Source organism: Vibrio cincinnatiensis DSM 19608 (assembly GCF_900167345.1).
GTDB classification, from domain to species: domain Bacteria; phylum Pseudomonadota; class Gammaproteobacteria; order Enterobacterales; family Vibrionaceae; genus Vibrio; species Vibrio cincinnatiensis.
Window position 1 is genome coordinate 101,421 of sequence record NZ_FUXB01000004.1, and the last position, 18,687, is coordinate 120,107.

At 45.1% G+C, this 18,687-nt stretch carries 21 protein-coding genes; 3 read left to right on the forward strand and 18 right to left on the reverse strand.

The window, feature by feature from the left end:
- Window positions 1-150: 150 nt before the first annotated feature.
- Entirely contained in the window at window positions 151-1,362 is a 1,212-nt protein-coding gene (gene fabB, locus B5D54_RS04635) for a beta-ketoacyl-ACP synthase I (RefSeq protein WP_078925317.1), read from the reverse strand.
- 128 nt (window positions 1,363-1,490) lie between these two features.
- On the opposite strand from fabB, the gene mnmC reads away from it, so the two are divergent.
- On the forward strand, window positions 1,491-3,506 hold the full coding sequence (gene mnmC, locus B5D54_RS04640) for a bifunctional tRNA (5-methylaminomethyl-2-thiouridine)(34)-methyltransferase MnmC2/FAD-dependent 5-carboxymethylaminomethyl-2-thiouridine(34) oxidoreductase MnmC1 (protein WP_078925318.1): 2,016 nt from the start codon (window positions 1,491-1,493) through the stop codon (window positions 3,504-3,506).
- A gap of 87 nt (window positions 3,507-3,593) precedes the next feature.
- Here the strand turns inward: mnmC and B5D54_RS04645 are convergent, their stop codons facing one another.
- From B5D54_RS04645 to B5D54_RS04655, 3 genes are all read right to left on the reverse strand, one after another.
- Window positions 3,594-4,121, reverse strand: a complete 528-nt coding sequence (locus tag B5D54_RS04645; RefSeq protein ID WP_078925320.1) for an NADPH-dependent FMN reductase — start codon at window positions 4,119-4,121, stop codon at window positions 3,594-3,596.
- 172 nt (window positions 4,122-4,293) lie between these two features.
- Entirely contained in the window at window positions 4,294-4,557 is a 264-nt protein-coding gene (locus tag B5D54_RS04650; RefSeq protein WP_078925321.1) for a YfcL family protein, read from the reverse strand.
- A gap of 10 nt (window positions 4,558-4,567) precedes the next feature.
- A complete protein-coding gene (locus tag B5D54_RS04655; protein ID WP_078925322.1) occupies window positions 4,568-5,098 on the reverse strand; it encodes an elongation factor P hydroxylase in 531 nt (176 codons plus the stop codon).
- A 265-nt stretch (window positions 5,099-5,363) separates the two neighbouring features.
- On the opposite strand from B5D54_RS04655, the gene B5D54_RS04660 reads away from it, so the two are divergent.
- Complete coding sequence (locus tag B5D54_RS04660; protein ID WP_078925327.1) at window positions 5,364-5,990, forward strand: trimeric intracellular cation channel family protein; 627 nt, start codon at window positions 5,364-5,366, stop codon at window positions 5,988-5,990.
- Between the two features lie 67 nt (window positions 5,991-6,057).
- Here the strand turns inward: B5D54_RS04660 and aroC are convergent, their stop codons facing one another.
- Together aroC and prmB are read right to left on the reverse strand one after the other, a co-directional pair.
- A complete protein-coding gene (gene aroC / locus B5D54_RS04665) occupies window positions 6,058-7,143 on the reverse strand; it encodes a chorismate synthase (protein WP_078925328.1) in 1,086 nt (361 codons plus the stop codon).
- 176 nt (window positions 7,144-7,319) lie between these two features.
- Window positions 7,320-8,252 (reverse strand): 50S ribosomal protein L3 N(5)-glutamine methyltransferase, encoded by a 933-nt coding sequence (prmB, locus tag B5D54_RS04670; RefSeq protein ID WP_078925329.1) that lies wholly within the window; start codon window positions 8,250-8,252, stop codon window positions 7,320-7,322.
- 63 nt (window positions 8,253-8,315) lie between these two features.
- On the opposite strand from prmB, the gene smrB reads away from it, so the two are divergent.
- Window positions 8,316-8,867, forward strand: a complete 552-nt coding sequence (smrB, locus tag B5D54_RS04675) for an endonuclease SmrB (protein WP_078925330.1) — start codon at window positions 8,316-8,318, stop codon at window positions 8,865-8,867.
- An 11-nt stretch (window positions 8,868-8,878) separates the two neighbouring features.
- On the opposite strand, the gene flhB is transcribed toward smrB, so the two are convergent.
- The 12 genes from flhB to fliH all read right to left on the reverse strand — a co-directional run bounded on the left by flhB (window position 8,879) and on the right by fliH (window position 18,649).
- Entirely contained in the window at window positions 8,879-10,009 is a 1,131-nt protein-coding gene (gene flhB, locus B5D54_RS04680; protein ID WP_078925331.1) for a flagellar biosynthesis protein FlhB, read from the reverse strand.
- 9 nt (window positions 10,010-10,018) lie between these two features.
- Window positions 10,019-10,801, reverse strand: coding sequence for a flagellar biosynthetic protein FliR (gene fliR, locus B5D54_RS04685; protein ID WP_078925332.1), 783 nt, complete (start codon window positions 10,799-10,801; stop codon window positions 10,019-10,021).
- Window positions 10,802-10,809: 8 nt separating this feature from the next.
- Window positions 10,810-11,079 (reverse strand): flagellar biosynthesis protein FliQ, encoded by a 270-nt coding sequence (gene fliQ, locus B5D54_RS04690; protein ID WP_078925333.1) that lies wholly within the window; start codon window positions 11,077-11,079, stop codon window positions 10,810-10,812.
- Window positions 11,080-11,091: 12 nt separating this feature from the next.
- Window positions 11,092-11,937 (reverse strand): flagellar type III secretion system pore protein FliP, encoded by an 846-nt coding sequence (gene fliP, locus B5D54_RS04695; RefSeq protein WP_115174049.1) that lies wholly within the window; start codon window positions 11,935-11,937, stop codon window positions 11,092-11,094.
- 43 nt (window positions 11,938-11,980) lie between these two features.
- The gene (fliO, locus tag B5D54_RS04700) at window positions 11,981-12,358 is read right to left on the reverse strand and encodes a flagellar biosynthetic protein FliO (RefSeq protein WP_078925335.1); all 378 of its coding nucleotides are present in this window, start codon (window positions 12,356-12,358) and stop codon (window positions 11,981-11,983) included.
- A gap of 3 nt (window positions 12,359-12,361) precedes the next feature.
- Window positions 12,362-12,772 (reverse strand): flagellar motor switch protein FliN, encoded by a 411-nt coding sequence (fliN, locus tag B5D54_RS04705; RefSeq protein WP_078925336.1) that lies wholly within the window; start codon window positions 12,770-12,772, stop codon window positions 12,362-12,364.
- A 17-nt stretch (window positions 12,773-12,789) separates the two neighbouring features.
- Entirely contained in the window at window positions 12,790-13,851 is a 1,062-nt protein-coding gene (gene fliM / locus B5D54_RS04710) for a flagellar motor switch protein FliM (RefSeq protein ID WP_078925337.1), read from the reverse strand.
- A gap of 8 nt (window positions 13,852-13,859) precedes the next feature.
- Window positions 13,860-14,342 (reverse strand): flagellar basal body-associated protein FliL, encoded by a 483-nt coding sequence (gene fliL, locus B5D54_RS04715; RefSeq protein WP_078925338.1) that lies wholly within the window; start codon window positions 14,340-14,342, stop codon window positions 13,860-13,862.
- Between the two features lie 32 nt (window positions 14,343-14,374).
- The gene (locus B5D54_RS04720; protein ID WP_078925339.1) at window positions 14,375-15,946 is read right to left on the reverse strand and encodes a flagellar hook-length control protein FliK; all 1,572 of its coding nucleotides are present in this window, start codon (window positions 15,944-15,946) and stop codon (window positions 14,375-14,377) included.
- Window positions 15,947-16,061: 115 nt separating this feature from the next.
- Entirely contained in the window at window positions 16,062-16,514 is a 453-nt protein-coding gene (gene fliJ, locus B5D54_RS04725) for a flagellar export protein FliJ (protein ID WP_078925340.1), read from the reverse strand.
- Between the two features lie 9 nt (window positions 16,515-16,523).
- Complete coding sequence (gene fliI / locus B5D54_RS04730) at window positions 16,524-17,846, reverse strand: flagellar protein export ATPase FliI (RefSeq protein WP_078925341.1); 1,323 nt, start codon at window positions 17,844-17,846, stop codon at window positions 16,524-16,526.
- The gene (gene fliH, locus B5D54_RS04735; protein WP_078925342.1) at window positions 17,846-18,649 is read right to left on the reverse strand and encodes a flagellar assembly protein FliH; all 804 of its coding nucleotides are present in this window, start codon (window positions 18,647-18,649) and stop codon (window positions 17,846-17,848) included. Before fliH ends, fliI begins: the two co-directional genes overlap by 1 nt.
- Window positions 18,650-18,687 lie beyond the last annotated feature (38 nt).

Sequence of the window (18,687 nt, forward strand, 5' to 3'; positions counted from 1 at the left end):
AGAATAAAAATACCCGGTACCAATTGGCTACCGGGTGAATATCCAGAACAAAAGGATCCTGTCCCGCTCTCCAGGGGACAGAGTCTGCGTCTGTTTGATCGGTGATACCGATCGGTTCTGGAAACCTTTTTACCTTACGGTATTTAGTAATTACGCTGAGTACTTTTTAATCACCAGCGTGGCGTTCGTTCCACCAAATCCAAAGCTATTAGACATAACCGTTGTTAATGGCTGCTCCCGCATTTCAGTCACAATATCTAAGCCTTGAGCGGCGTCATCTAATGTTTCAATATTAATGCTTGGAGCAATAAAATTATGATGCAGCATTAAGGTAGAATAGATAGCTTCATGAACGCCCGCCGCACCAAGAGCATGACCCGTCATGGCTTTTGTGGCAGAAATGGCTGGGCTGTTACCCGCAAAGACTTCTTGAATCGCACCTAACTCCTTCACATCACCAACCGGTGTTGAAGTACCATGGGTGTTCACATAATCCACACGATCAACATGTTGCATCGCCATTTTCATACAACGAGCCGCACCTTCACCAGAAGGGGCCACCATGTCATAGCCGTCAGATGTCGCACCATACCCCACGATTTCACCATATATTTTGGCACCACGAGCTAAAGCGTGTTCTAACTCTTCAATCACTAACATGCCACCGCCACCAGAGATAACGAAACCGTCACGGTCGGCATCATAAGTACGTGATGCTTGATCTGGTGTATCATTATATTTTGTTGATAGTGCGCCCATCGCATCAAACATCATGGTCAAAGACCAATCTAACTCTTCACCCCCCCCCGCAAAAACGATGTCCTGTTTCCCCAATTGGATCAGTTCCATCGCATTACCAATACAGTGAGCAGAAGTGGCACATGCCGAACTGATAGAATAATTCACACCGCGGATTTTAAATGGAGTCGCCAGACACGCAGAAACGGTCGAAGACATCGTACGTGGGACCATATAAGGCCCAATACGTTTCACGCCTTTTTCACGTAGTGTATCAACAGCCACCACTTGGTTTAATGATGATGCGCCACCGGAACCAGCAATAATCCCAGTACGATCATTAGAAACTTGTTCTGGCGTCAACCCTGCATCTGCAATGGCTTGTTCCATGGATAAATAAGCATACGCAGCGGCATCGCCCATAAAACGCATTTGTTTGCGATCAATATGTTCCGCAGGATTAATTTTCAGATTGCCCCACACTTGAGAACGTAAGCCTTGCTCTTTAAATTGCTCAGAAGCAGTAATGCCTGATTTGCCAGCTTTCAGAGATGCTAAAACTTCTTGGACGTTGTTACCGATACTGGAAACAATACCCATACCAGTGATTACGACTCGTTTCATGTAACATTCCTATAATTCAAAATTTCTCGTTAGATAATAACGAAGATAAGTAACAAAAGTGGTCAGCTTTCCTATAAATCCGTACAATCTTGCCTTATTCAACGCATATTTCCTAGAACTCATCGATTATGACTTCCATTACTCATGCACAATTAGCTTGGAATGACGCAGGAACACCTGTTTCAGACCAATTTGACGACGTCTATTTTTCTAATACTAATGGATTAGAAGAGACTCGTTACGTTTTTCTTGAAAAAAATCATCTCCCACAAAGATGGCATGAGTATGACCAACGCCGTTTTGTTATCGCAGAAACAGGATTTGGAACTGGACTCAACTTCCTTGCGGCTTGGCAGTGGTTTGATCAGTTTTTACAGCAATCCCCTGATTCTACGCTAAAAACATTGCATTTTATCAGTTTTGAAAAGTATCCACTCAACAAAGCCGATTTGATCAAAGCACATCAATCTTGGCCAGAACTGGCCGAGTATGCTCAGCAATTACAAGAGCATTACCCAATTGCCGTTCCTGAATGCCATCGCATTCTATTAGCTGGCGGAACCGTAACGCTTGATTTGTGGTTCGGGGATATTAAAGATTGCATGCCCAAGGTGCCAGTTCCGCCACAAGGATTGGTTGATGCTTGGTTTCTTGATGGATTTGCGCCCAGTAAAAACCCTGAAATGTGGAATCAAAATCTGTTTAACGGCATGAGCCAATTAGCCAAACAAGGGGCTACGTGTGCGACTTTTACCGCCGCGGGATTTGTTCGCAGAGGCCTTATCGAAGCCGGATTTGACATGAAAAAGGTCAAGGGTTTTGGTACAAAACGAGAAATGATTACTGGCCATCTGGCATCCAAAACCCCATACACCAATATTCACCCTTGCTATCACAGAGAAAAAGTCACCAACCTTAAAGAGGTGGCCATTATTGGTGGCGGTATTGCCAGTGCAACCCTGGCTTACGCACTTTCTCTACGCGGCGTTCCTGTAACCTTATACTGCGCAGATACCACCCCCGCAGATGGAGCATCCGGTAATCGACAAGGTGCGGTTTACCCTCTACTCAATAGTGAACACAGCAGTGTATCTCGTGTCTTTGCCCCAGCATTTCTTTTCACTCGTCAAATCGTTAAACAGATAGCACAACACTGTCCGTTTGAGCATGATTGGTGTGGGGTGACTCAGTTAATGTGGGATGCCCGATCCACTGATAAGCTCACCCGTATGTTGCAAGGCCATTTTCCTGATGCGCTGGTTCAGTTTCTCACTCAAGAGCAAACTCAAGAAAAAATAGGCTTACCGATTGATATGCCTAGCCTTTATTACTCACTTGGTGGCTGGTTATCCCCGGCAGAGTTCACCACAGCATTGTTGACATTATTACAAGAAGAAGGAACATTAACCGCCTATTTCGAACAACCAATTAATAAATTAACTTGGTTGGAAAACCAACAGTGTTGGCAATTAGACAGTGATGGCCAATCATTTCAACATCAATGTGTGGTCATTGCTAATGGTCATCAATTTGATCAATTCGAGCAGACCCGATTCATTCCTTTAGGTAAAGTGAAAGGCCAAGTGAGCCACGTGCCTACAAATTCAACCTTAAACTCACTTCATTCGGTGCTTTGTTATGACGGTTATATGACCCCCAATAGCCCTACTCACAACACTCATTGCCTTGGCGCAAGTTACGACCGACAATCGTTAGACCGTCTTTTTGACCCTCAGGCACAGCAAGAGAATGCTCAGCGCTTAACGCGTTGTATTCCCAACCAACCTTGGCCTAAACGGGTAGAGGTGTCAGGTAATCAATCTCGGCAAGGCATCCGCTGTGTTAGCCGAGATCATCTACCTTTTGTTGGCAATATCGGTCAACGTGACCAAATTATTGAGCAGTACTCAGATTTACCTCAACAGTCCCCAGAACAAATCTCTCCCGTTTCAAATTATCCGCATTTATATGGATTACTGGGCTTGGGCTCTCGGGGGTTAAGCTCTGCCCCTTTAATGGCTGAAGTTCTGGCATCACAAATCTGTGGGGATCCGCTTCCCCTTGCTGTTGATGTGCTTGAAACGCTGCATCCAAGTCGGATGTGGATCCGCAAACTGAAAAAAGGCAAGTTACTCAGCCAATAGAATAGCACTCTGTACCATGGCTTTTGAGTGATGTAAAAACGCCTCGTAATGACGAGGCGTTTGAGAGCATTCAATCAATAAATCATTTTATTTCGCTAATTGAGCGACGACTTCTTGAACTTGGGCCGCCAGTTCTGGGTTTGTAACCTTACCCAACTCTTGGTCAAAGTTATCATAGAAGCTGGCAATAGAGAGCGAGGCTTTAACATTACCACCAAAAAATGGCGCAGAACCTATCGCTGCAGCTAATACGGATTTCGCTCCGCCCGGGCCTGGTGAAGTAGCTAAATAAACCGCAGGTTTATCTTTAAAGACATTACGGTCGATTCGTGTTGCCCAGTCAAATAAGTTTTTATACGCCGCTGGGTGGTGGCCATTATGCTCAGCAAATGAAATAACAAAGGCATCCGCTTGCGCTAAATCATTCAAGAAAGCTTGAGCGCCTTCAGCTTGACCGATTTCTTTTTCTACATCTTCACTAAACATAGGCACTGAATACTGGCTAATATCCAGTACTTGAACATCGGCACCGTCAATCAAACCAGCCGCGTAAGTTGCCAACGCTTTATTGATTGATGTTGAGCTGGTACTTGCGCCAAATGCGATAACTTTCATTGTGATAACCTCACCGTTCCTAAGATAACAATTAGAATAAACATCCATCATGCAAGTCGCAAGTCGCAAGTCGTAAAATCAAATGGGGTTATTCAAATATTTTGAACAAGTCGCAATCATCGACACTTCCCCTTGCGTTATTTTTTCTTCAATGGCTCACTGCAACGGAATTTTAAACTTGCGCGACCAGTTGTTGCCAAAGTTCAATAACAATCGCTCTATCCGCCGGTGATAACTCTGAACGTGCCGCCGTTAAGCTCTGTTCGATTCGCGTTTTAAATTCAGTCAAATCATCAATCCCCTCTTCTTCGCAAGCCGCAGCAGAGAGTGAAATATGACCGCGCAAATACCCCCCAGCAAACAGCTCATCATCAGAGGCGGACTCAATACGCGTATCAATCAAATTCAGCCATTTTTCTTCAAATTCAATAATCATCTTTTACTCATTATTTCACTATAAATTGGTCAGGGCTTAAAGGTGGCCTAGCATAGTGCTGGCGCAAGGCATCCGATAACCGTTTCACTCGCAAGGGTAACCCTTGTTTTAACAGTGCTAGCACCTGTTGATGCACTTTATGCATAAAGGCTAATCGATCTGGCTCAATATCACCATTTAGGTTGTCACAACTGACGGTAAATGGAAAACCCGCACTTTGTGCAAAAATCCATTCATAAGCTTGAGGGCGAATTTCGACGCGTTCAAACTCCGCCTGCACTTCCGCCGACCGCCCATCAGGCTCATACCAATAGCCAAAATCTTCCAGTAACCGTCGTTGAGGCCCAGCAACACACCAGTGTGCAATCTCATGCAAAGCCGAGGCATAGAAACCCCGAGCAAAAATAATTCGGTGATAAGGCGTTTGCTCATTCGCAGGTAAATAAATCGGCTCCTCACCCCCTAATTCTAATTGGGTCTGATAATCAGTAAAAAAAGTCTGGTTAAAAATGGTGATGAGATCCTGATATTGATGTGTCATGGGTACTTGCCTCTCCCCTCTCATTAACGAAAGGCATTCTCTCGGTTTTTTATCACGGGGTAAAGAGCTACCCTGACAATCGGCCTGTAAATGAATCAACACTCTCTGACATGACACTCACTCACGCCCACCCATTCGGTCTAATAATTAGTTTAAGTAATCTATCCGTGACTTCATCTATATAAAAACTCATTCGCCAACCTGAAAAATTCCTCTTACACTCTCGCTTTCTCAAGCTTCAGATGAATAGGTAAGGTGTACCAACATGTTATTGAGCGTTCTGTATATTATTGGTATTACGGCGGAAGCAATGACTGGCGCACTCAGTGCGGGTCGCCGTAAAATGGACTGGTTTGGCGTTATGTTGGTTGCCAGTGCCACCGCGATTGGTGGTGGCACCGTGCGTGATATTTTACTTGGTCACTACCCATTAGGCTGGGTAAAAAACCCAGAATTCCTTGCAATTACTTGCCTAGCTGGCGTATTAACCACTGGGGTTTATCGCTGGGTCATTAAACTAAAAGGGTTATTTATTCGCTTAGACGCACTAGGGCTGATTGTATTTAGCATCATTGGTACTAAAGTCGCGCTAGGTATGGGACATCATGTGATGATCTGCATGGTGGCCGCATTAGTCACTGGCGTCTTTGGTGGCTTATTACGAGACTTAATCTGCCGCCAAACCCCTTTGGTTTTGCATGATGAACTGTACGCTTCAGTCACACTCGTCGCATCAGGACTCTATCTGACATTACTTGAGCTGGGGGTCAGTGAGATAACCAATACGATTACCACCTTAGTCGTCGGCTATCTTTTACGTATGGCTGCGGTTCGATTTAAGTGGCGTTTACCTTCTTTCCATTTGGTTGAAACCGATAAACCGCTGCATTAATTCTCTTTTCCTAACAAAAAAACCTCACATCCGATACAAGATATGAGGTTTTGCTAAACGGAAAACCTTACAGTATTGGTGTTTCCGTATGGACACCGTGGTTCTGACCTCGATGACGCAGTAAATGGTCCATCAATACAATCGCTAACATCGCTTCAGCAATTGGTACCGCACGAATACCCACGCAAGGATCATGACGACCTTTGGTGATCAACTGAGTCGCCTCCCCCTCTCGGGTAATGGTTTCACCAGGAACGGTAATGCTTGAGGTCGGCTTTAGGGCAATGTTTGCCACTATGTTTTGCCCAGACGAAATACCGCCTAAGATACCCCCTGCATGATTGCTAGCAAAGCCTTGAGGAGTAAGTGGGTCTCGGTGTTCGCTGCCTTTTTGACGTACAACCTCAAAACCATCACCAATTTCAACCCCTTTTACGGCATTGATACTCATGAGAGCGTGTGCAATATCCGCGTCTAAACGGTCAAACACGGGTTCGCCCAAACCAACCGGAACTTGAGTCGCCACCACTTGAATTTTAGCCCCAATGGAGTCACCCTCTTTTTTCAACTCACGAATCAGTTGATCAAACGCATCCACCTTATCAGCATCAGGGCAGAAAAAGGCATTGTTCTCAATTTCATTCCAATCGACTTTCTCTATCGAGACATCCCCCATTTGCGACAAATATGCTCGAATTTCAATACCAAATTCTTGTTTGAGATATTTCTTAGCAATTCCCCCAGCGGCAACACGCATCGCCGTTTCCCGAGCAGAAGAGCGGCCACCACCTCGGTAGTCACGCAAACCATACTTTTGGTGATAAGTATAATCGGCATGACCGGGGCGGAATTTATCTTTAATTTCCGAGTAGTCTTTTGAGCGTTGGTCGGTATTTTCAATTAACAGACCAATCGAAGTGCCCGTTGTTTTTCCCTCAAACACTCCGGACAAAATTTTCACTTCATCCGGCTCACGTCGCTGTGTGGTATAGCGCGAGGTTCCAGGGCGGCGGCGATCTAAATCAACTTGTAGATCGGCGGCGCTAATTTCCAAACCTGGAGGGCATCCATCAACGATACATCCTAGTGCGATACCGTGACTTTCTCCGAATGTGGTCACTCGGAAATGTTGTCCGATACTGTTTCCTGCCATTGTTTCCTCATACTCGCTTACGTTGAGCGTGTGGTTTCGCCCATCGCATTCATGACTATTATTCGTAGAATCATACTCGCTTGATTAACGAATGATGTAAAGCCCCTATCGCGCACTAATTTCTAGCGGAGACCAAAGCGCCGGCACGAAGCCGGCGCTTAATGGCGATTCAATGATCAATCGCGGTACAGTGCAAACTCATCCGCACACGCCACTAACTGCTCACGGGTTAATAAAAAGACACCATGCCCGCCATTTTCAAATTCCAGCCAAGTAAATGGAATATCTGGGTATTGTTCCATCAAATGAACCATCGAATTACCAACCTCACACACCAAAATACCTTGTTCGGTCAGGTAACGAGGAGCATTGGCTAAAATACGGCGAACCAATTTAAGCCCGTCAGTTCCAGCGGCTAATCCCAGCTCGGGTTCATGCTTGAACTCCTCAGGTAAACTATTCATATCTTCTTGATCCACATAAGGTGGATTAGTCACGATGATATTGTAGTGCTCTTGAGGTAAATCTCGGAACAGATCGGAACGAATAGGGAAGACTTGCTGCTCTAAACCATGATCCTGAATATTTTGCTCAGCCACTTGTAGCGCATCCGTCGAAATATCAATCGCATCGACTTCTGCATCAGGAAAAGCATAAGCACAAGCAATGGCAATGCAGCCACTTCCGGTACACAAATCCATAATTCGAGTCGGTTCTTCCACTAACCAAGGCGCAAATTCAGCTTGAATTATCTCGCCAATTGGAGAACGAGGCACCAATACACGCTCATCAACAAAAAACTCTAGCCCACAAAACCATGCTTTATGGGTTAAATACGCTACTGGAGTCCGATCATTAATGCGTTTCACCACTCGCTCAACCACGCGTAAACGTTCGCTGCCTGTTAAGCGTGAACTCAGGACATGAGGAGGCACATCAATCGGTAAGTAGAGCGTCGGTAAAATAAGTTGAACCGCTTCATCCCAAGCGTTATCAGTTCCGTGACCATAAAAGAGTTTCGCGGCGTTGAAGCGACTCACCGTCCAACGAATCATATCTTGAAGCGTATACAGTTCAGAAACTGCTTCATCTACAAAAATCTTATCCAAAATTGCCTCCGAAAAGCGCTACAATACTGCCAATTCCGATTCATAACCGATTATTTACCCAACATGAACAAAAAACACACCGATTTCAATCCAAACGCTGATCTCGATGCTGATGATTTTTCTCTGTTTCAGGATGCAGTAAAAGGCGTAAAAAAGTTTGCGCAGGATACCATAGTCCAGCTACCAAACAGAAACCCCAAACAAAAAGAAATCCGCCGAACCTCACGCGAAGCTAGTGATAACGATTTTTACTTTTCTGACGAATTTGTACCAATGCTGAGTGAAGAAGGGCCAACCCGTTACGCTCGTAGTGACGTTTCAAAGTATGAAGTCAAGAAGTTGCGCCGTGGCGTATATGTCCCCGATGTTTTTCTTGATATGCATGGCATGACTCAGCTCGAAGCCAAGCGGGAACTGGGAGCAATGATAGCTTACTGCCTAAAAGAAAACGTACACTGTGCTTGTGTTCAACATGGTATAGGTAAGCATATTCTTAAACAAAAGGTGCCACTGTGGTTAGCTCAGCACCCTGATGTGTTGGCTTTTCACCAAGCACCATTAGAGTTTGGTGGCAATGGGGCATTATTAATTCTCTTGTCTATTCCAGAAAAATAGCCCCAGTCTCATCAATAACGCATATCCGGTGGAATAGGCAGATTATCTTCTTTAAGCACCGGACGCTCTCCCCCTTTACGCCGATATTGCTTAAGCTGAAAAACATATGCGAGCACTTGTGCTACCGCCATAAACAGGCCATCAGGGATCTCTTGCTCTAACTCCGTTGTATGATAAAGCGCACGAGCGAGAGGAGGAGCTGGAACAATCATGATATCGTGCTCACGAGCGACTTCTCGAATCTTTAACGCCAGAAAGTCCCCACCTTTCGCCACCACAACGGGTGCACGGTCAGTCTCTTGCTTATAACGTAAAGCCACAGAAAAGTGTTCTGGGTTGGTGATAATGACGTCTGCTTGAGGAATATCAGCCATCATACGCCGCTGAGCCGCTTCCCTCTGCAGCATCCGAATCCGTCCTTTCACCTCAGGTTTCCCTTCGGTATCTTTATATTCATCTTTAACTTCTTGTTTGGTCATTTTGAGCTTTTCAGCGTGTTGCCAAATCTGAAAAGGCACATCAATCGCCACAACCACCAATAAAGAGCAGCTAATGAGCAAAACGAAGTTCAGCAAAATATCTAAAGCGTGGAATAAATTCTGAGGAAACACATCCAAACTTAACTGGAAGAGATCGCTCTTTGAGGCATCAACTAAATAAAAGGCCACCCCCGCCACCAGCAGCACTTTTAAAATCGATTTGACCAATTCCACCCAACTTTGTAGGCCAAACATCCGTTTAATACCACTCAACGGGTTGAGTTTAGAAAACTTAGGCATTGCCGCTTCCGCAGAAAAGTTCACACCGCCAACCCCTGCTGCTCCAAATAATGCGGCCACAAAAAGCGTGATCAAAATCAGCATTAATGGCAACAATAACCCCACGAAGGTTCCCGCAATAATTTCAAACAACTTACTGCTATCAAAAATCTCTTCGCGGCTGAGTGAAAATAAGCGCTCCATCATGCTATATAAGCCTCGCGCTAATCGATCACCAAACCACATCAGTGATACCGCCCCTACCACTAATACAGAAACCGAGGCCAACTCTTTTGAGCGCGCAACTTGGCCTTTTTCTTTCGCCTGTTGCAACCGTCGGGGGGTGGCCTGTTCGGTCCTTTCTTGTCCGTCAGAATCTGCCATCGTCGCCTCCTAACAATTTAAGCGAATCAAGCGGCAAAGTTGCTGTTCACCGTCTGACCAGAAGAGTTCATAGTGAGTAAATAAACCGCCTACGATATACCAACAAAGCAATAAACCGACCAATAATGCAAAAGCAAAACCAAGTGAAAAAATGTTCAGCTGAGGGGCTGCCCGTGTCATCACCCCAAAAGAAAGGTTTACGGTAAGCAGGGCGATAATGCCAGACAAGGCCATATTCAACGCCACTTTAAACATGATACCAAGCCACAGTGCCAACTCCCGAAAATCCACACTTGTCAGTGAGCCACTGCCGATGGGTAAACTTTTAAAACTCATCACCACTAATTGGATCATCTGTAGATGACCATCGGTCGCCAAAAAAAACATGGTCGCCAGAAACATAAACAGTTGACCCAATAAAGGCGTATTTTGACCGTTAGCCGGATCAACCATCGATGCAAAGCCTAAACTAGCTTGCATACCGAGAATTTGCCCCAAAATAACAAAAGATTGGATCAAAAATTGTGTCACCATCCCCATAGCAACACCAATGATTAACTGCTCTAAAGTCGTTAAAAAACCTTGAAAAGAGAGAAGCGGGACTTCCTCTGAAATTTCAGGAATAGCGGGCATGACGGCGAAGGTAATCGCTAAAGCGAGATAAAGACGAATTCGGGGAGAAACGAACCGAGCCCCCGTGACAGACATCACCATTAACATGGCCGAAATTCGGGTAAAAGGCCAAAAATAGTGAGCAATAAAATCCAGCACCACACTCGTCGGGTATTCCATCAATACTCCTAATAGAGAACCTGTGGTAAACGCTCAACCATGGCTAAGAAAAATTCCATCAACATCTGTGTCATCCAGTGAGCAAACATCATTAACGCCAGAAGTGTCACAATAAGACGCGGCAAAAAACTCAGAGTTTGTTCGTTAATCGATGTAGCGGCTTGAAAAATGGCCACGACTAAACCAATCAGTAAGCTAGGAACTATGATGGCACACACCATAATAAGTACCATCCACAGCGACTCACGAAACAGCTCAACAAACAGTTCAGGTGTCATCGGCTTCTCCCGCTACAAGGCAAAACTGCCTGCCAAGGTGGATAAAATGAGATTCCAACCATCGACTAAGACAAAAAGCATCAACTTAAAAGGCAATGAGACAATCATAGGAGAGAGCATCATCATCCCCATAGCCATCAAAACTGACGCTACAACTAAATCAATAATTAAAAAAGGCAAGAACAGCATAAAGCCAATTTGAAAAGCCGTTTTGAGTTCTGAAGTAATAAACGCAGGTATTAAAACAGCCATCGAAACGTCTTCAGGGCTTTGAACATCTGAGCCAGCAATATGCACGAATGTTTCCAAATCTTTAATGCGTGTTTGCTTGAGCATAAAAGCTTTCATTGGGTCTTGAGCTAAATCAAAAGCCTGACGCGCAGAGATCTGTTCATTAAGATAAGGCTGAATCGCTTGATCGTTTATCTGATTCAGTACCGGGGACATAATGAAGAAGGTCAGAAATATCGCTATCCCAATAATAACCTGATTCGATGGGGTTTGTTGTAAGCCCATGGCTTGGCGCAAAATCGACATGACAACCACAATTCGAGTAAAAGAGGTCATCAAGATAACCATGGCTGGTAAAAAACCAAGCATGGTCATCAAGGCTAAAATTTGCAAGTTGACCGAATAATCTTCACTACCATCAGAATTCGTTGTCATGGTAAAGGCAGGAATTCCACCGCCTCCACTACGGCTTGTGAGTGCTAAGGATCTCGATGCTCCCTGCTCTTGTTCCATAACACTCACCGTTACCCCACGATCTGCAAGGGTGTTGGCTGGAATGGGTGTCTCCAACGTTTGCTGCGCACTCGCTAAAGAAGGCCAGAGAAAAATCACTGAGCAAACCAACATTATCACCCAAGATAATGGCATAGAGAAAAAAGTATATCGGCGATTATTTATCATGTTTTTTCAGTAACTGAGTCAGTTGATTAGTGAATGAGCCTTCATCGTTAACATCTTGCGAGAGCGGCGTATCCAACTTCGAGATTAATTGAATCGATTGAGCGGTGACCCCAATCAAAAACTGCTCTTTCCCCACTTGAACAACCAGTAATCGTTCTTTTGTGCCAATAGGTAATTGGCGAATGACCTGAAAGCCTTTTTGCTGACCAAAGCTTGGCACGCGCATACGCTTGAGTAACCAAGCTAAAAATAAAATCAGCACAACAACGAATAAAAGCGACCCAAAGGTGGTCGCTATATCCAATGAAGCCGCCTCTGCCGCCCAAGTAGGGAATGAGACGAACAATAAACTTATGAGCTTTTTCATAAGTTATCTCAGTTTCTTAATTCGTTCCGTTTGGCTGATCACATCCGTCAGGCGAATACCGAACTTATCGTTGACCACTACAACTTCTCCATGAGCAATCAAGGTGCCATTAACCATCACATCTAATGACTCGCCCGCAATACGATCCAACTCGACCACTGAACCTTGGTTTAATTGCAATAAGTTACGAATACTGATTTTAGAGCGTCCGACTTCCATCGAGATGGTCACGGGAATATCCATAATGGTATCGAGTTTACGACGTTCATCATCGGTAATGGGTGGCGCTGTATCCCTTAACTCATCCAACGGAGCCGCTAATACCTCATCAACATCGATTTCAGGGGCGTTAGGGTCTTCTCCAAGAGCGGCAGCCCACTCATCTGCCAGCTTTTGATCATCTGATTTTGACATCTTCGCTACCTATTTTTTTAATCTTGTACTTGTTCGTCATCTTCCAGTTCATCGTTCTCTAATTCGGCAATAATATCTTTGCCCAAGAACGCAAGATCGGTTTTTACCACATCTGGACGGCGGATTTTTTCTGAAATTTGTACCGCCAGCTTTTCACCGGATCGGCCCATTTTTACTCGATAAGTGGGCAAGTCTTCCACAAACATTATCGCATGCTCAGGCATATTAATCGGGATAATATCACCTGCTTGTAATTCCATTAGATCGCGTAGGGCAATATCTTGTTCTAATAAGTTAACGCGAAAATTAATGGGGACATCCATAATTTCTTCCCGAAGTGCGGAACTCCAACGCACATCGGTTTCCATTTTATCCGACTGAACCCCTGCATCAAGCAGTTCCCGGATCGGTTCAACCATCGAATAAGGCATGACCATATGAAAATCGCCACCACCACCATCCACTTCAATATGAAATGAACAGACCACAATCACTTCGGTTGGGCTGACGATATTAGCCATACTTGGGTTCACTTCAGAATCCAAATACTCAAACTCAACCCCCATCACCGGAGACCAAGCTTCTTTATAGTCAGTAAAGACGATTTTTAATAATAGTTGAATGACTCGGCGTTCAGTAGGCGTAAATTCCCGCCCTTCAATTCGAGCATGATAACGACCATCGCCACCAAAGAAGTTCTCCACCAAAATAAAGACTAACCGAGCTTCCATTGTGACAAGCGCGGTACCTTTAAGAGGGCGAAAACGAACCATGTTTAAACTGGTGGGGACATACAAGGTATTTTGGTATTCACCAAACTTCATCATTTGTACGCCATTGATCGAAACTTCTGCGGTTTTGCGAAGCATATTAAATAAACTAATGCGCATATGCCGAGCAAAACGTTCATTAATCAGCTCTAAAGTCGGCATCCGACCGCGAACAATGCGATCTTGTGATGAAAAATCAAACGAGACAGCCCCCGCATCAGCGGAATCTAACTCATCTTCGCCTTCATCGACACTGTCTACGCCATGAAGCAGCGCATCAATTTCGTCTTGACTTAATAAATCAGTCACGTACTCACCTATTGCATTACAAAGTCAGTAAAGAGCACTCGTTCTATCACAGGCTCCCCCACTACTTGTATCATTGCGGCTTTGATATCTTCCGTTGCTTTATCTCGTAATTCCGTTCGACCAGATGTCGTTCTCAATTGCTCAACCGTTGCAGAGGCAAAGGTTGCTAGCAGTGTACTTTCCACCAAGGGGGAGTGATAACGAGCTAAATTCTCATTTTTACTACCACGAACCATCAGCTGTACTTTCACTTGTACCATTCGCCCACGGTTTTCTCCACTGACATTGAAAACAAAAGGCTGAGCTATATTGACATAAGACACAGGATCAAGAGTGGCGCGTTCCTGAGATCTTACTGCGTCTCTAGGTTCAGAACTCCCTGACCCCATAAAGAAAAAAGCGCCCCCGGCAATCAATAGTAAGACAAAAACGCCCCCGGCAATGATAAACAGTTTCTTTTTACTTTTTGGTGCATTCTCATCAGTAGCCATAACTTACTCTATGCGGTTATTTTCTTATTAGTTTAAGCGTAATAGCTGATTCCATCACGCTTTGTTGTCACATTCAAATCAAGTTTGATGTCAGACTCAATATTTTCGTCACTCCCCAAAGGATCACGGCCGCCAGTACCTCTAGATTCGCTGTCATTTGCAGAGTAGCGTTGCTGCTGACCAGCATTTTGTTGCTGTACTGAAGTATCCGCTAGCTGAACACCTTGTTGAGCTAACATCTCCCTTAAACGAGGCATAGACTGCTCTAACACATCACGTGCCTGAGCATTAGAAACCGTAAATTGTACACTGGTTCCATCACTATGTATGTTCATTCTAATGTGTAAACGACCCAGTTCTGGGGGATCAAGACGAATATCAATGTTCTTGAGGTTTTTCGACATCATCATCTGCACTCGTTCGGCCATTTCATCCGCCACCGCGCCGTTATTCAGCGCTAAAGGTAATGGTTGCCCTTGAACGGATACCGATTCACTACGCAGCCCCGCAGATTGCGCCGTTGTCGATTGCCCTGCCGCACTGGCTAATTGCTGAGCCAAGAGATGCTCGTTCCCCGCGTCTGAGTTGAGAGGCTCTTTCTCTTTTCCAAGAAGTACACTGCCATTTAATGACACTTTTAATACATTTGAGTCCATCACGGGAGTCGATGGTACTGTTGTAAAAGGAGCTTCAGTCACCGTCGCGGATACACTCGCCTGATTAGTGATGGGTTGAGATGCCCCCGCCATCGCAGCGTATGAGGACTGACCATTTGGACCAACAGACTTACTCGGTTCATGACGAACATGTGCATCCCCTTGAGTGAATGGGGTTACATGTTCTGTCTGCGCTCCGGCTGCCATCAACACTGTCTCCCCCTCTTCTTCTGGCTGGGGTTGTTCATTTTGTGATGCTGCGTGTTGATCTTGCGTACGAATGTTCGATTGTCCGTCAACCCACTGAATCACTGGCTCTCCTGACTCGTCAATAACTTGATCAGAAAATTCAATCTTTGAATGAGTTAAGTCTGATTGATTGAAAGCGGTTTCGAGGTTATCCCAAGTAGAAAATTCCGGATCCTCTAGTGATGCGTTATCTTGTCTATCTACAACCGCAACATCAATCAGTGCACTTTCTTCCTTGGGCAAATTCTTGCCGCTTGGATTCGTTAACAACGTTTGATTTGCTTGCTGCAACCGACCTAACAATTCATCGCCCTGATTCATCACTTGTGCAGTCGTGATAGAAGGTTCCTGATTCGCTTCATGGTCCAAAGTAGAGAGCGACACCATATCAACATGCTTCGAATGAGCTATCGGCTCCCCATCTTGAGCCTCTGGCATCACTGGCTCCGCCTCAAGATCACGGCTATCAAGCAACTCGGTGGGAATCTCTTCTGACTTCGCAGATAAAGCCGCCAAGTCAGCGCTATCTGACTCCGTTTCTGATTGAGAATGAAACAGAAGTGCGGTTAATTTATCTAAAAACCCGCTCACCTCTCCAGTTTCGCCCTCTCTTGAGGTATTTTTTGAGTTAGCATTGGTTGCGCCACTCACACTGGAGATGGGCTTGCTATCAACTGAAGAGATTGGATTGATATTCATATTCACACCGCTCGCATTGTATTTAATACCTAAAAGCTCTGCTTGGCCTTGACGACATCTAGGATTAGAACTTTAAATTATGCAATAAATGAGCCAAAACAAGGCGATGAAAAAACTAACGAGAACTAGAACGAAGACGTTGGCGATTAAAGCTGAGTGTCGAGAATTCATCCATTTGCTTTTGCTCCCGCCGAGCCTGTAAACGCTCCCTTTCACTCCGTTTTTTCTCAATCAGCCACTCATAAGAACGGCGCTGCTTGCGGACACTCATCCAATGCTGTTGACAATTTTCTACTTGCTGAGTGAAATGCTGTTCAGCACTACGTTGCTTTGCTAAAGTTTCATCCAATTGCGTTAGGAAGCGATTTAAATGGCCATATTGACTAGCCGTCAATCCCGCTTGGCCACGTTGAACCAATTGCTGACAGTATTCCAAACGATACTGTTCAATCTGTTTCAACTGCTGATAGTAACCTTCTAATTCATTTCTGGCTTTACTTAGTGCCAATACCGCCTTATCTTCCGATTCTTTGGCTTGTCCTAATAAAAACTCTAAAGCGTTATCCATTTTTTATCCTTACTCCATGCTAAGGACATTTTTCAACATCCCAATACACATTTCATAAGGAACGGACTCTTTCATTTCTTGCTGTAAGTAATGATCTAATCGTGGTTTTAGGGTAAAGGCACTATCAATCGCTTTATCAGTTCCCGGTTTATAAGCCCCAATCGAGACCAAATCTTGATTTTTTCGACAAATGGAGAGTATTTGCCGAACGGCTTTTGACATCAACATATGCTCATCGGTTGTGATCTGTGGCATCACACGGCTGACCGACTTCTCAACATCAATGGCAGGATAGTGCCCCGCATCAGCCATCTCCCGAGAAAGCACAATATGCCCATCAAGAATCGCACGAGAAGCATCGGCAATAGGGTCTTGGAGATCATCCCCTTCCGTTAATACGGTAAAGAAAGCGGTGATAGAACCTTGATCTGGACCACCATTACCCGCTCTCTCCACTAACGCGGGTAACTTTGCAAAAACCGACGGTGGATAACCTTTCGTGGCTGGTGGTTCTCCCACCGATAACGCGATTTCTCGCTGAGCTTGTGCAAAACGGGTTAATGAGTCCATCAACAGTAAAACATCCAACCCTTGATCACGAAAGTATTCAGCAATCGCCAATGCTGTCTGACAACCTTTCAAACGCATTAATGGGGAGGCATCCGCAGGAGCGGCAACCACAACCGAACGTTGACGGCCATCGATACCCAGTATCTCTTCGATAAACTCTTTCACTTCTCGGCCACGCTCACCAATCAATCCCACCACCACTACTTGAGCTGTGGTTCCGCGTGTCATCATCCCCAAGGTGACCGACTTACCGACCCCTGAACCCGCAAACAGACCAATACGTTGACCTTTTCCAACCGTCAATAAGCCATTAATGGCTTTAATTCCCACATCTAGGGGTTCAGTGATCGGCTTGCGTGATAGAGGGTTAATGGGCTGAGCATTGAAGGTGGCATATTGATCGGTATAAATAGGGCCAAGCCCATCTAAGGGGTTCCCGACTCCATCAATGACTCGACCCAATAATTCCATCCCCACCGCAAGGCCTGCTTCTTCTGTTAATGGGGTGACTTTGGCACCAGGTAATACGCCATTAATCTGCTCACTGGGCATTAAAAACAAGCGATCACCAGAAAAGCCCACAACCTCCGCTTCCATTTCACCAGACATGGTTTCCACTAAGCACAAACTCCCAATAGGCGCTCGACACCCTGTGGCTTCTAAGGTTAATCCAACCACCCGAATTAACTTACCTGAAGCAACAGGCCGGCTCGTTAATCCCTGAGTCTTATACTGTGCTAATCGGTCTGCCAGCGCTTGCATTAGTCTTGCCCTTGATGATGACGATTTGTGCCACAAAAACGTTGCAGTACACTACGAATACGCTCTTCCATACGGTAGTTCACGCTTGATTCACCCGCTTCTATCTGCACATCCCCTCGATTAAGGGCGGGTTCACTGTCCAATGTCCATTGACGAAGTTCAAGCTCTTTTTCACCATAAGCTTGTTTGATGATTTCACAATCTTCGGGGTGAAGTTTGACATGAATGGTATGGCCGGCAACGGGTAAAGCTTCAACCGACTCTTTAACGGTATCTAAAATCACTTGGGGGTTCATTTGAACTTCCACTCGCACCACTTCTTTTACGAGTGCCAACACCATATCAACCAACTGTTTTTCTACCTGAGCATTCATTAGCTCCAGCGGCTGTGCAAATTGGTTCGCTAAGTTTAAGAAATGTTCAACTTGTTGCTGGATCTGTGATTGACCGGCCGCTAATCCTTCGGCTTCCCCTGTCTGAATCCCTTCTTGGTGACCCGCATCAAAACCCGCTTGCTTACCTTGCTCAAAACCTTGCTGATATCCTTCGGCTTGCCCCTGTTCTACTCCTTCTTGATAAGCGGCCTGTTTAATCAGTTCAATCTCTTCATCACTGAGTGTATGTGGTAAGTCCGCTTCCTCTTCATCAAAATTCGGGACCCAAGCAGGATCATAATTTAATGCGGTCTCTTTGGCGGTTTTATTCTGTCCATTCGCATAATCGGGCAGCCCCCATTTTTTCGGCGGTTCTATGGTGGCATCAGAACCTAAACGGATAAAACCACGTTTTCTCTCTCCAGTCATGAGACACCTCATTCGACGATAAACAAGGCCTGCTGAGT